Source organism: Vibrio sp. JCM 18905 (assembly GCF_055393305.1).
The window spans coordinates 1458248-1470776 of sequence record NZ_AP043878.1 but is presented as its reverse complement, the minus strand read 5'-3'; the positions used below and the strand labels follow the sequence as shown (position 1 = coordinate 1470776).

The 12529-nt window shown below is 47.7% G+C and carries 10 protein-coding genes; 4 read left to right on the top strand and 6 right to left on the bottom strand.

Going from position 1 to position 12529, the window contains the following annotated elements; all coding sequences use genetic code 11:
* The first annotated feature begins 24 nt into the window (after positions 1 to 24).
* From ACZ5ZC_RS06455 to ACZ5ZC_RS06445, 3 genes are read left to right on the top strand one after another with little or no spacing between them, the layout of a single operon-like run.
* Positions 25 to 1629, top strand: coding sequence for a carboxyl transferase domain-containing protein (locus ACZ5ZC_RS06455; RefSeq protein WP_464931522.1), 1605 nt, complete (start codon positions 25 to 27; stop codon positions 1627 to 1629).
* A gap of 29 nt (positions 1630 to 1658) precedes the next feature.
* Positions 1659 to 2498 carry an enoyl-CoA hydratase-related protein gene (locus tag ACZ5ZC_RS06450; RefSeq protein WP_048625205.1) on the top strand — a complete coding sequence of 280 codons (840 nt, stop codon included), beginning with the start codon at positions 1659 to 1661 and terminating at the stop codon, positions 2496 to 2498.
* A complete protein-coding gene (locus tag ACZ5ZC_RS06445) occupies positions 2498 to 3406 on the top strand; it encodes a hydroxymethylglutaryl-CoA lyase (RefSeq protein ID WP_085343631.1) in 909 nt (302 codons plus the stop codon). The genes ACZ5ZC_RS06450 and ACZ5ZC_RS06445 overlap by 1 nt, the downstream gene beginning before the upstream one ends.
* Positions 3407 to 3414: 8 nt before the next feature.
* Here the strand turns inward: ACZ5ZC_RS06445 and ACZ5ZC_RS06440 are convergent, their stop codons facing one another.
* From ACZ5ZC_RS06440 to ACZ5ZC_RS06420, 5 genes are all read right to left on the bottom strand, one after another.
* A complete protein-coding gene (locus ACZ5ZC_RS06440) occupies positions 3415 to 3966 on the bottom strand; it encodes a DUF2301 domain-containing membrane protein (RefSeq protein ID WP_054868212.1) in 552 nt (183 codons plus the stop codon).
* Between the two features lie 40 nt (positions 3967 to 4006).
* Positions 4007 to 4885: a DMT family transporter gene (locus ACZ5ZC_RS06435; protein WP_054868211.1), complete on the bottom strand. Its 879-nt coding sequence runs from the start codon at positions 4883 to 4885 to the stop codon at positions 4007 to 4009.
* A 211-nt stretch (positions 4886 to 5096) separates the two neighbouring features.
* A complete protein-coding gene (ydiJ, locus tag ACZ5ZC_RS06430; RefSeq protein ID WP_464931521.1) occupies positions 5097 to 8144 on the bottom strand; it encodes a D-2-hydroxyglutarate dehydrogenase YdiJ in 3048 nt (1015 codons plus the stop codon).
* A 55-nt stretch (positions 8145 to 8199) separates the two neighbouring features.
* The gene (locus tag ACZ5ZC_RS06425; protein WP_464931520.1) at positions 8200 to 9069 is read right to left on the bottom strand and encodes an amidohydrolase family protein; all 870 of its coding nucleotides are present in this window, start codon (positions 9067 to 9069) and stop codon (positions 8200 to 8202) included.
* Between the two features lie 58 nt (positions 9070 to 9127).
* The gene (locus ACZ5ZC_RS06420; protein ID WP_005391008.1) at positions 9128 to 10021 is read right to left on the bottom strand and encodes an alpha/beta hydrolase; all 894 of its coding nucleotides are present in this window, start codon (positions 10019 to 10021) and stop codon (positions 9128 to 9130) included.
* Between the two features lie 154 nt (positions 10022 to 10175).
* Between ACZ5ZC_RS06420 and ACZ5ZC_RS06415 the strand changes: the two genes are divergently transcribed.
* On the top strand, positions 10176 to 11132 hold the full coding sequence (locus tag ACZ5ZC_RS06415; protein ID WP_054868210.1) for a GlxA family transcriptional regulator: 957 nt from the start codon (positions 10176 to 10178) through the stop codon (positions 11130 to 11132).
* Between the two features lie 37 nt (positions 11133 to 11169).
* On the opposite strand, the gene ACZ5ZC_RS06410 is transcribed toward ACZ5ZC_RS06415, so the two are convergent.
* Positions 11170 to 12528, bottom strand: coding sequence for an MmgE/PrpD family protein (locus ACZ5ZC_RS06410; protein WP_256952336.1), 1359 nt, complete (start codon positions 12526 to 12528; stop codon positions 11170 to 11172).
* Between the last annotated feature and the right edge of the window lies 1 nt (position 12529).

The following is a 12529-nucleotide window of genomic DNA, read 5'->3' as shown; positions in this document are numbered from 1 at the left end:
GGAACATACGACAAGGAAGTCATTATGGCCATTATCAAAAGTAAAACTAAGCCAACTGACGAGTTATTTCTTTCCAATAAAGCTGCGATGGAAATGTTGGTCACTCAACTTAATCAACACATCGAGACCATCAAACAAGGAGGCGGTGAAAAAGCCATTCAGCACCAGAGGCAAAAAGGAAAACTCCCCGCCCGAGAACGCATCGCGCGCTTGCTTGATGACAACACTGACTTTCTTGAAATCAGCCAGTTTGCCGCCTGGCAAGTGTATGACGAATCCATCCCCTGTGCTGGCGTTATCGCCGGCATTGGTTTCATAGCGGGGATTCAATGTATGGTCATCGCCAACGATGCTTCGGTAAAAGGCGGAACCTACTACCCACTCACGGTAAAAAAACACCTTAGAGCGCAAGAGATAGCCCAACGTTGCCAACTCCCCTGCGTATACTTGGTGGACTCCGGTGGCGCAAATCTCCCTCATCAGTCCGACGTCTTCCCCGACAAAGAACACTTTGGTCGCATTTTCTTTAACCAAGCGAGGATGTCAGCAAAAGGCATCCCTCAGGTTGCTGTTGTGATGGGGCTTTGCACTGCTGGGGGCGCATATGTTCCTGCCATGGCGGATGTGTCCATTATGGTCAAAGAGCAAGGCACCATATTTTTGGCGGGACCGCCTCTGGTGAAAGCGGCCACTGGCGAAGTCGTGACGGGTGAAGAGCTCGGCGGTGCAGACGTGCATTGTCGTAAATCTGGTGTTGCTGATTATTACGCTGAAAATGATGAGCATGCCCTAATGCTTGCCCGAGAAGCCATTGCCAATGCCAATAGAGCGAAACCGATTAAGCCGGAAAACACCGTGCTACCTCCCCGCTACGATGCTGAAGAAATCTACGGAATCGTGAATGCCAACTTACGACTATCATTCGACGTTCGAGAAATCATTGCCCGCATCATCGATGATTCTGATTTTGACGAATTCAAAGCCTTGTACGGCAGAACGTTAGTGTGTGGCTTTGCTCGCGTTCACGGACACTTGATCGGCATTGTGGCAAACAACGGCATCTTGTTTTCTGAATCGGCACAAAAAGGCGCGCACTTTATTGAACTTTGCGCCAAACGGAAAACACCGCTTCTCTTTCTCCAAAACATTACCGGATTTATGGTTGGGAAAAAGGTGGAAGAAGAAGGCATCGCAAAACATGGCGCCAAGCTGGTGATGGCCGTCGCTTGTGCTGACGTACCAAAGTTTACCGTAATCATCGGTGGGTCGTACGGCGCTGGCAATTATGGCATGTGCGGCCGAGCTTATGATCCAACCATGATGTGGATGTGGCCGAACGCTCGTATTTCTGTGATGGGCGGAGAACAAGCGGCAGGCGTCTTAACACAAGTTCGAAAAGACGCGAAGGAACGCCAGGGGGAAGCGTGGTCAGAGCAAGAAGAACATATTTTTAGAGAATCAATCATAGACTTGTATGAAGCACAAGGACATCCCTATTTTGCGAGCGCTCGGCTATGGGATGATGGAATTATTGACCCCAAACAAACGCGTCAGGTGTTGAGTCAGGCGCTAACGGCAGCATTAAATGCCCCCATTCCTGATAGCGAGTTTGGCGTCTTCAGAATGTAAATATCCAAAGATAAATTAAGGAAGTAAGTATGCAGGAAATGCAACCAAGCATTATTCCCAACGCCCAAAGGCAAGATGATGTTCTTTGGCATGTCGATGACAATGGCGTAGCGACCATCACTCTAAACAGAACAGCCAAGCACAATGCTTTTGATGCTTGTACGATCGACTTGCTGATCCACCGCCTAGATTATCTCGCTTTACGAACGGATGTGCGATGCTTGGTATTAAAAAGTAACGGCAAGCACTTTTCATCCGGGGCCGACCTGAATTGGATGCAGTCGATGGCCGACAGCACGAGGCAAGATAATTTCGTTGATGCCCAAAACTTGGCAAGACTCATGGAAACACTAGATTCGTTCCCTCAACCCACCATCGCGGTTGTACAAGGCTCCGCTTACGGCGGCGCGCTGGGATTGATTTGTTGCAGTGATATCGCCATCGCGAGCCAATGTGCCAACTTTTGCTTAAGTGAAGTTAAGCTTGGTTTAGTTCCGGCAACCATTGCACCCTACGTCATGCGAGCGATGGGGAATCGACAAGCTAGACGTTATATTTTAAGTGGTGAAGTCATTTCAGCCGAGGATGCCGAACGGTTTGGTATTGTGCACGAAGTGAAAGAAGCCAAACAACTTGAAAATGCGGTCGATAGCGTGATCAAGACGTTACTACTTAATAGCCCAGATGCGATGCGTAAAGCGAAAACGCTCTGTCACCAATGTCATCAAAACCCCATCGATCAACAACTGATTCACTATACTAGCAAGCTCATTGCGGACATTAGGGTATCGCCACAAGGCCAAGATGGCTTGCAAGCGTTTCTTGAAAAACGAAGCCCAAGTTGGGTAACCAAATCACAGGACAAGTAATGCTGCCTTCCAAAGTAAATATTGTCGAAGTAGGTCCACGAGATGGGTTGCAAAATGAATCTCCTGTTGCGACCCAGACTAAAATCCGGTTGATCAACTTACTCTCTGATACTGGGCTAACGCATATTGAGGCGGGCTCTTTTGTTTCGCCCAAATGGGTGCCACAAATGGCGGACTCAACAGAGGTCATGAAAGCAATAACAAGGCGAAATCATGTTACTTATTCAGCCCTGACACCAAACCTAAAAGGCTTCGAACAAGCCTTGGAGGCTGGTGCCAATCAGGTCGCAATTTTCACTTCATCATCAGAAGGATTCTGCCAACACAATATCAATTGCTCGATTGCAGAAAGTTTAACTCGCTTCGAGCCTGTAATGCGATTAGCCACCAAACACGGCATCCCTGTTCGAGGTTATCTATCCTGCGTTGCCGATTGCCCTTACGACGGTCCGACAGACCCTAGGCAGGTGGCGAGCGTGACCAAATCCCTCATCGATTTAGGGTGCTATGAGGTGTCTCTAGGTGACACCATCGGCACAGGCACGCCAAATCGAATTGCAGCCATGCTGGAAGCCGTCATGTTGGTTACACCTCTCCCCCAACTTGCTGTCCATTTCCACGATACATGGGGACAAGCGCTCGCCAATATTCATCAAGCATTAAGTATGGGCATCAATACCATCGACAGTAGTGTAGCTGGGCTAGGTGGATGCCCATACGCTCATGGGGCCTCGGGGAATGTCGCGACGGAGGATGTACTGTATTTATGCCAAGGATTAGGGATCGAAACGGGGATCGACTTGGAGCTGTTAGCAAAAGCTGGCTGGATGATCAGCGAAGAGCTTAATCGAGAACCCACGTCAAAAGTATCGCTAGCTTTGCGTAACCGTATGACATCTCTAACTTAAGGCGTTTATTAAACCTCGTAGTTTGCTTTGATACCAATATCAAAATGAAGTGGCATCCGCCACTTTGATATAGACAGGAAGCCCATAATTAAGCCAGACAACCCTGTTGCAATAGTCGCTACCGTCAGTATTTCGAAACAAAACGCAAAGGTTGCGATGACAAGTAGCACTGGCACCGCTTTCAAGCCTGGAACTTTAAAACAAAAGGACTCTTTCAGCGCCACACCGGAAAAAGTGACAAAGACAAAACCAAGAGAAAGCCACACGCGGGATAAGTCTGGATCGCTCACCATGAAGAGCAGTCCCACCCAAGTTGACCAGCTGATGACAGTACGCACAGTTTTACTGTAGACATGGATATTTGCTGCAGTTAATACACCTGCAATGGCGATGATCAGCAACACATTTCGATCATAAAATGCCGAACCTTCAATAAGGTGCAAACCCGATATCGTCATCGCGATAAGTCCAAAGGCAAATACGCTAATTCCTAAACGATATAAACAGACACTTAAAATATCTAAAAAGTCTAGTGATTCCTGATGCTCAGTATTGGCCATGCTTCACTCCTAAATTGTTCCCTACCCACATTTCTTGAAGCTACCTAGGGATAGACAAACGAAATCGACCGCCAGTACGATAAATAATAAGAGAGAATAAGATAAGCACACAGCCTACTAGCTTATTTGCCGTTAGCACTTCGCCATACCACAGCACGCTTAGAATGACGGTCCAAACTGGCTCTAATATCATGATCAAGGCAGCATTACCTGCCTGAACAAATTTTTGCCCCATGGTTTGCATTACGTAACGCAAGCTCGTCGCTAGCAAAGTGCTCAACGCGAACCACCACCAAATGGAGGAGTCAACCTCTGCCGGAAAAGACTCCATAAAGAAAGAAACCAACAAACCTAAACAACCAGCAGAAAAAAGCTGCACGCAAGTAAGCAGCAACACAGGTAATTTTTGAGAGTATTTACTGTTCACATTAAAATGAAGCGCAAGAACCAGTGCCGCCCCAAGAAACCAAAATTGACTGGCCGATTGCTTCCAGCCGCCAACTAAAGAGAGACAGGCTAGACCTAACACCGCGATAGGCAAAGAAAGCCAGAAAATTCGTTGTGGTCGTTGACGAAACATAACCCACGCAACAATAGGCACAAATAGCATGGAGAGACTCATGATAAATGCGCCTTCTCCGAGCGTATCGCTGATGGAGATGGCGTAAATCCATGTCATAACGGCACTGCCTAACAGGAGCCCGACACCACCAGCAGAAAGCACATCTCTCAAATTCGCTTTCAGAAAAGGTCGATAGCACAATGGCAACAGACAGAGCGATGCAATAGTAAATCGCGCCCCGATAAAGCCAAAAGGTGGTAAGCCCTGTATTGTTTCCTTAGAAAAGATCCAACCAAGTGCCGCGATCATCGTTGTCGCAACCAGAATAACCGTCGCTTTGCGTTCTGAGTTAAACATAAGTACTCACAAAATATGGAACACAGTATCGCAGCAAGGGAAGTTTGCTGCGCTGTTGTATCAATTTGAAAGGAGTTTCTGTCGAGCGAAAGTGAAAGCCCGATTCTCTCCTGTGTTGTTGTTACGCAGATTGAAGTTCTGCGGTCGGATACATTAAAGGCAGGTAAAGTCTTAAGGCAAGCGTTTTCGTATACTAAATTGCCTAAGCATCTTATGCACTAAACAAACTGGCTAAAACTTGGACCGGATGTCGAACGACCTCCCCTTCAAAACGCTTAACTTGACTGCGACAGGAATACCCCGTGGCTAACACACGCTCAGTGGGCAGGTTCTTTATATTCGGTTTCCAACTCAGTTGATAAATAGCTTCAGACGTACTTTTCTTATCCACTTCATGGCCGAATGTCCCCGCCATACCGCAACATCCCGTAGGTATCACCTGCAGCTTTAAGCCAAAGTGATGAAAAATAGACTGCCAAGATTTCTCAGTCTGCGGTATTTTGGTCTTTTCTGTGCAATGCGCCATCAAATACCAAGGTTCTTCGTCTGATACACTTACTGGCAGCCATTCATTGAGTGTATCCACCAGCCACTCATGAGCCGTATAAACTGTAAACTCGCCCCGCTTTTCTTTTAGAGCCTGACGGTATTCATCGCGATAACAGAGTACTAAGGCTGCATCGATACCGATCATAGGAATTTCAAGCTCAGCAACTTGTTTGAGAAAATCCGAGGTGTTTTGTGCATTTCTGGCGAATGCCTTAAGGAAACCTTTTACATGTTGAGCTTTCCCATTGGGTTTGAAAGGCAGAACAACAGGGTGTTTCCCTAACCGCTGCAATAACTGAATAAAGTCCGTAACCAACTCGGCTTCATAAAAGCTGGTAAATGGATCTTGAACAATCAAGACGTAATTTTGCTTCACTTCTGGGGAAAGCGATTCTAGATACGCAAAGTCGAACGGGCTCACTCCAAGTGCCTGACATCGACTTTGCAACGTAGGGATCGATAGCACTGGCGAATCAACAAAACCGATGGATGTCTCTAATACCTGCGTAACAGGCCTACTAGATGCAATTCGATTAACCAGCTTGGGGGCTTTTGCCATAATCGGCAGCAGTTGCTCAATATTCGACACCAGATAGTCGCGCAGAGGTCTGCGATAACGTGAGTGATAGAGGTGTAAAAAACGCGCTCTAAAATCAGGCACATCAACTTTAACAGGGCACTGACTCGCACACGCTTTGCACGCTAGACAGCCATTCATCACCTCATAAACTTCATGCGATAGGTCGTCAGATGTGGGGCGAGATATCAACTTACTCAGCTTCTGAGTCAAAAGCTTAACCGATAACGTTTGATTGAGAAGCTGTTGTTCGTTAGCGAGCAAATCGAAGCCACTGTCATTCAGGCGACGCAGCCATTCACGCATTATCCCAGCCCTCCCTTTCGGAGAGTGGCGACGATCGGCTGTTACTTTAAATGATGGACACATTGGGCTATCAGCATCGTAATTAAAACACAGCCCATTGCCATTGCAAGACAGCACGGGCTTAAGCGACTCTCGGACTGCTAAGGGGATCTGACGATCATAGTAGCCACGCTTGGTCGCTGTGACTTTTACCATGTCAGCGTCGCTATTCAGTGGTGTGCAAATCTTGCCCGGGTTCATTTTATTGTCGGGGTCAAACGCCGCTTTAATACGCCTTAATTCAGTAAAGAGCTCATCACCAAAGAAGGCTGGTCCATATTCTGATCGATATCCTTTACCGTGCTCTCCCCACATTAAACCATTGTATTTTGCCACCAGCGCGACCACATCATCGGACAGTTGATGCATCAACGCTTCTTGCTCAGGGTCACACATATCGAGCGCTGGACGCACGTGAAGAACGCCTGCATCCACATGCCCAAACATGCCATAATGCAGGTTATTGCTGTCTAGCAACGTACGAAGTTCCGCGATAAAGTCCGCCAAATTTTCAGGCGGTACACAGGTATCTTCCGCGAATGCAATCGGCTTTGCCTGACCTTTGGTCGCGCCAAGCAGCCCGACCGCTTTCTTGCGCATGCCATAAATAGCCTGGATGTCTTGGGGTTCACGACAGACTTGATAACCGATGATACCACTGCGTCGGTGAGCCATTTCTTTATCGAGAATTGAAAGTAAGCGTTCAACTTTATCCTCAATATCATCGTCGTGACTGCCTGCGAACTCAACAAAGTTAAGCCCTTGCATCTCTTTGCCCCGCACATCTGAGATCGCGTGTTTTACCGAGTGCCAGACAATGTCTTCTCTTGCAAGATTAAGCACCTTTGCATCAACTGTCTCTACCGATAGCGCCTCTGCTTCGACCATCAAGGGAGCATTTCGCAATGCAGAATCAAAGCTATCGTATTTAACGTTCACTAACCGTCGCGTGGTAGGTATTCGCGTAAGATTGAGCTTGGCTTCAGTGATAAAAGCTAACGTGCCCTCAGAGCCACATAATATTCTCGTGACGTCAAACGCTTCACTCTTGTCGTTGATGGCATTTTTTAGGTCATAACCAGTAAGAAATCGATTCAGAGGAGGAAACTTATCCAAAATCTGTTGACGCTTGTCTCGACAAACTTTCTCTGTAATTTTTAACGCTCGCGATACTACATCACTGTTTAACCATTTGTTTTGTTGAATAGCTTCGGTATCGAGCACCGAACCATCCGCCAATACCGCTTTGAGCGCCAACACATGATCCGAGGTTTTACCATATTGCAAAGAGCCTTGGCCTGATGCATCGGTATTAATCATCCCACCTAATGTTGCGCGGTTGCTGGTCGACAGATCTGGCGAGAAGAAATAACCATAAGGACGAACGATGTCATTGAGTTGGTCTTTAACTATCCCAGTTTCCACTCTCACCCAGCCTTCCTGCTCGTTAATCTCTAACACTCGATTCATGTAGCGAGACAGGTCAACCACAATCCCCGAGTTCAATGATTGTCCGTTGGTGCCCGTTCCGCCTCCTCTGGGCGAAAAGGTCAGGTGCTTAAATTCATCACGTGCACTGACCTTGCCAAGTATTACCACATCATGATGGTTGGCAGGAAAGACGACCGACAAAGGAAGTTGCTGGTAGACGCTGTTGTCAGTCGCCATACTCAATCGAGTGGTATAACGAGCATCAGTATCCCCCTTGAAACCAAGTTGTTTAAGGGTGTTAAAGAACTTGATAACCACAGGATCAGAGGAAACCTGTAGCGGAAGTGCAGGAAGCATAATTTGAATCGGTGCCTTACGGTTGTCTTTTTAGGTTCGTAACATGAATGCGGAGTTAAAAGTGGTAGAGGCGCTTGGGGTTATCGACCAGAATCTTGCCAAACAGTGTCGTATCTTGCGTCCAGTGCCACAAGGTATCTAATAGCTGGCCATCATTTGGCATCTCAGCAGCAAAACATGGATGAGGCCAATCCGAGCCCCAGACGCATTGCTCTTCATTCGCTTCTAACAAAGCTTGAGCAAACGAAGAAACGTCATCATAAGGCGGAGATTGAAGCGACAAACGATACGGCGCCGACAATTTTGTCCACACTTTCCCTTCGGCCTTAAGCTTCAATAAGGTTTGAAAACCAGGATGAGAAATAAGCTTGTTTGTTGGCATATGTCCAAGATGATCAATCACTACGGGCACGGGTAAAGCCCTTAATCGCTGATATAAGTCATCAAACTGCGAAACATCAATTAAGCATTGAAGGTGCCAGTGTCGCTCTGCAAGGCGAGCCGCTAAACGTTCAACATCTCGCCACTCAATACCACCTTTAAACAGCAAATTCATCCGCACCCCACAAAATCCGGCTTCTTGTAGCTCATCCAGCGTTTGCTCGGAAACATCCGCATCCACGACCGCGACGCCTTTGTAGTCGTAACCTTGCTGGCGTAAATACCGTAATGTATCAAGATGCAACTGGTTGTCATTGCCATACACACTCGGCTGAACCAGCACGCCATGACGGATGCCTAATTGCTGGTGCAAATGCAGGTACGCGCCAACGCTGGCATCGGGTGGCGTGTAGGTTCGCGTTTCACAGTACGGATAACGTGAAGAAAAAACGTGGGCGTGACAATCAACCGCGCCGTCAGGAATCGCGATTGTTGGTTTATGTACAAATGGGTCCGCCGCTTCACAAAATGGAATTATGCTCATCGAAAATCATCCTGTCAGAAAGGTAGAGGTGCCATCAACGAAAGCACCTCTTGAAGACTTAACTGAAGTTCTCACTCAACCAGTTCGCGATCACGCCAGAGAACTGAATAAACTTAGGATCGTCGTCCAACATCCACTCGGTGTGACCACCTTCAGGCAGTAAGAATAGAGATTTCGGCCCAGGGTATTTCGCGTACAGCGACTTTGCTTCGGTCACTGGGTGAAGGTCGTTTTCTGCACCGTGCGCAATCAAGATTGGCGCGTCTGCAAATCGCTCGTCCAGTAGAGCTTCCGGTTTGAAATTGATGAGAGAATCCGCAAAATCCAGATCAGATGTCACGCCGTAGCCCGGCGCTTTGACCAGTTCAGTGAATACATATTCGCGGCTTACTGGATCAAGCGGGTAGATTTCAAATGGATCAATCCCCTGCTTTTCTCCACCAAGAGCAAGACGTGTACGCTCTTCTAACATAAATTGACGGAACGCTTTCCAGCCGTGCTCGCCACGTTGAGCCACCTGAACACGTACCGCATCATAAAAGCCGTTCATGGAGATAAGGCCATCAATCGCATCTTGGCAAACGCGGTAAGCATCAAGAATTAATCCCCCCGCCATGCCCCAGCCAGCCAGTACGACTTTGCGGCCTTCCTCGTCAGCGCGCTTTTTCACAACCGCAACCGCGTTGGCGATGTCGCGTACTTGTTCATCCAAAATAACTCGCTCACGAATACCCTCAGATTCGCCAAAGCCACGGTAGTCAAATCCGAATACTGTAAAGCCCTTCGCAGTTAAGGCTCTCGCGTAACGCTCTGGGTGAATATTTTTTTGCCCAGTAAAGCCTGAGCAGACAATAACGATCGGTAAGTCTGGGTTGTTAACGTTCTCGTCAGTAAAGAAAGCGCCATCAAGGCGTAGACCATCACTAATTACTGGGGCTTTTTGTTCAATCATAATTATCTCGTCCAAATGAATGTGTATGCTCGACAAAGAAGTCCTTGTCTTAAGTCACATCATGTTCGAATTTTGATAGCAATAATTTAACAATTGCGACATTCTTATCCAGAAATACGACATAGATGAACTGCCCACTTGGTGACCACAGAGAATGAAAACGACACACACGTATCGCATTGGTTTTTTCCTTATTCCTGATTTTTCGATGCTCTCTTTTTCGGCGGTTATCGAACCTCTTCGAATGGCAAATCGCCTCGCTGGTTGCGATTTGTATCAGTGGGATATTTATGGATTCGAAGATAAAGAAGTGTCGGCCAGTAATGGCGTTTCATTCTCGCCAACACAGTCAATCAACAACATTGCTCATTTAGACTTGCTGCTGGTTGTGGCAGGTATTGGCGCCCATGTTGCTGCTACGAGTGGCTCGGTGAATCAGTGGTTAAAACAGGCGCTTCGTCAAGGCATCGCCGTGGGCTCGACTTCGACAGGCAGCGTGTTGTTAGCAAAAGCTGGCCTGTTAAAAAACAAAACGTGTACCGTGCATTGGGAGTCCGCCAACAGCCTGGCAGAGGAGTTTCCAAACATTAACGTGACCAGTGAGTTGTACGAATTCGACCCACGCACACCAACTTGTTCGGGCGGCTTAGCCGGTTTGGATATGATGCTTCATTTAATTACAAACCAACATGGGAGCGACTTGGCGAATCAAGTGGCTGAGCAATGCATTCACCCTGCGATTCGACCAGCGCATGATAAACAGCGGATGTCGTTAATCCGTAAGCACAACATCCGCCACCCGCGCCTGCTCGACGCTGTAGAGATCATGGAAGCCAACATGGAAGAACCGCTAAAATGCTATGAAATTGGCGAACAAGTAGGGTTATCGGTCAGGCAGATGGAGAGGTTATTTTTGCAATACTTGCAAGACAAACCAGGCAATTACTACCTTCAATTGCGCTTAGAACGTGCTCAACATTTGTTGTTGCAAACCATGCTGTCCATCACCCAAATCAGCACCGCTTGTGGGTTCAGTTCTACATCGTATTTTGCGCGCTGCTACAAAAAACGCTATGAAAAAACGCCGCGTGAAGAGCGACGTTTAGCTTAAGATTGAGTAAGAGAAAAGAAGTTCGATCTCTTCGATCTCATCGTGATGTGTCAGGCGACGTGTCAGACGGCTTATCAGACAACGTGCCTTGGTAAAGCAGTGATAGCCAAGCAAGTACCTGCTCTTTACTGGCTTTATCAAGTTGCAAACAGCCCTCTTCTATCGCTGACACGCGTGAAGCGGACAATTCTTTCTCTGCCAAAGTGCGAAACTTACCTCGCATCTCGTCTCGACTGAGAGGATTTTCAGGATTACCTCGCGCAATACAGGGAGGCGAAGTCAGTTTGTCGCCATTTTTCAACGTCACCACGACATGCGCCCAGCGTTCGGCTGGAAACTTATCATTGTAAGCGGGCTCTTCAATTAACTTCATCCGCTCCGTAAGTGCCAAGCGAGCAGGATCTTTCAGTCCTTTGGTGACGGCTTCTACCGTGACCGTATTATCAATAACCGCACTCGCGACTGAAAATGGCAAACTGTACTGAGCCTGCTCGGTTGTCTCTGGGCGCTTGATATGCAGGCACACCGCCTGATGAAAGCTGTGAACTTCGATAAGTTCAATCTCATCAGGTTCTAGTTTATTTTCTTGTTGCAGTGCTCTCACCGCTTCAACCGCAGGTTGAGCCCAACGACAAACCGGATACGGTTTAAAGTATTGCTCCAGAATATACCAGCGCTGCCCTAAATCTGCCCACAAAGCGTGAGTTTGTTGGTCCAGAAGAGTCACGGCTGGCGCGCCAGTAAATCCTTCTTCTGCCAGCTCTGCACTGGCAAAGCCCGCCATCGCTCCCCAGCCAGAGCCGTCTTTGAGCATGGTTGGATGTTCAATACAACGCATCATTTGGCTGCGTGGACCATAAAACTCAGCAATGCCGAGCGCATGCTCTGTTTGTGCATCCGTTAAGTCTTTTCTTCTTGCAGACACCGCAGCGACGCCCAACGCATTCCAAGCACCAGAAGTATGATAATCACAAGCGGTTTGATGCAGCGCGATTCCGGCGCGAGTTGCTATTTCGTAGCCAATGACGAGGGACGTTAATAACTCTTCTCCCGTAACTGCTGAATCATGCATACTGGCGAGCAGCCCCGGCAAAACAGCGACGCCGACATGACCTTTCGTCAGGACTTGGCCGTCGTGCGCGTCCATACTGTCAATCAACATGCCGCCATATAGAGTCGCCCCACAACCACTGACCGTGTGATCAGAAAACAGCATCGGCGTATCACCGGCAAACTGCTTCTGCGCGAGTTTAGCTACCATATTTTGCAGCTGCGTCGCTTTACCAGCTGCGGCGACACCTAACAAATCCAAGACGCAATATTTCGCTTGTTCAATAACGTCAGCAGGAAGCTGTTCAAAGGTTAATTCGTGAATAAATCGATGAATAGATTGCATC

Bases quoted from the DNA above. Each gene is read 5' to 3' on its own strand.
- ACZ5ZC_RS06410 (WP_256952336.1), bottom strand. From the start codon at position 12,528: ATGCAATCTATTCATCGATTTATTCACGAATTAACCTTTGAACAGCTT.
- ydiJ (WP_464931521.1), bottom strand. From the start codon at position 8,144: ATGCTTCCTGCACTTCCGCTACAGGTTTCCTCTGATCCTGTGGTTATC.
- ACZ5ZC_RS06440 (WP_054868212.1), bottom strand. From the start codon at position 3,966: ATGGCCAATACTGAGCATCAGGAATCACTAGACTTTTTAGATATTTTA.
- ACZ5ZC_RS06435 (WP_054868211.1), bottom strand. From the start codon at position 4,885: ATGTTTAACTCAGAACGCAAAGCGACGGTTATTCTGGTTGCGACAACG.
- ACZ5ZC_RS06415 (WP_054868210.1), top strand. From the start codon at position 10,176: ATGAAAACGACACACACGTATCGCATTGGTTTTTTCCTTATTCCTGAT.
- ACZ5ZC_RS06445 (WP_085343631.1), top strand. From the start codon at position 2,498: ATGCTGCCTTCCAAAGTAAATATTGTCGAAGTAGGTCCACGAGATGGG.
- ACZ5ZC_RS06455 (WP_464931522.1), top strand. From the start codon at position 25: ATGGCCATTATCAAAAGTAAAACTAAGCCAACTGACGAGTTATTTCTT.
- ACZ5ZC_RS06450 (WP_048625205.1), top strand. From the start codon at position 1,659: ATGCAGGAAATGCAACCAAGCATTATTCCCAACGCCCAAAGGCAAGAT.
- ACZ5ZC_RS06425 (WP_464931520.1), bottom strand. From the start codon at position 9,069: ATGAGCATAATTCCATTTTGTGAAGCGGCGGACCCATTTGTACATAAA.
- ACZ5ZC_RS06420 (WP_005391008.1), bottom strand. From the start codon at position 10,021: ATGATTGAACAAAAAGCCCCAGTAATTAGTGATGGTCTACGCCTTGAT.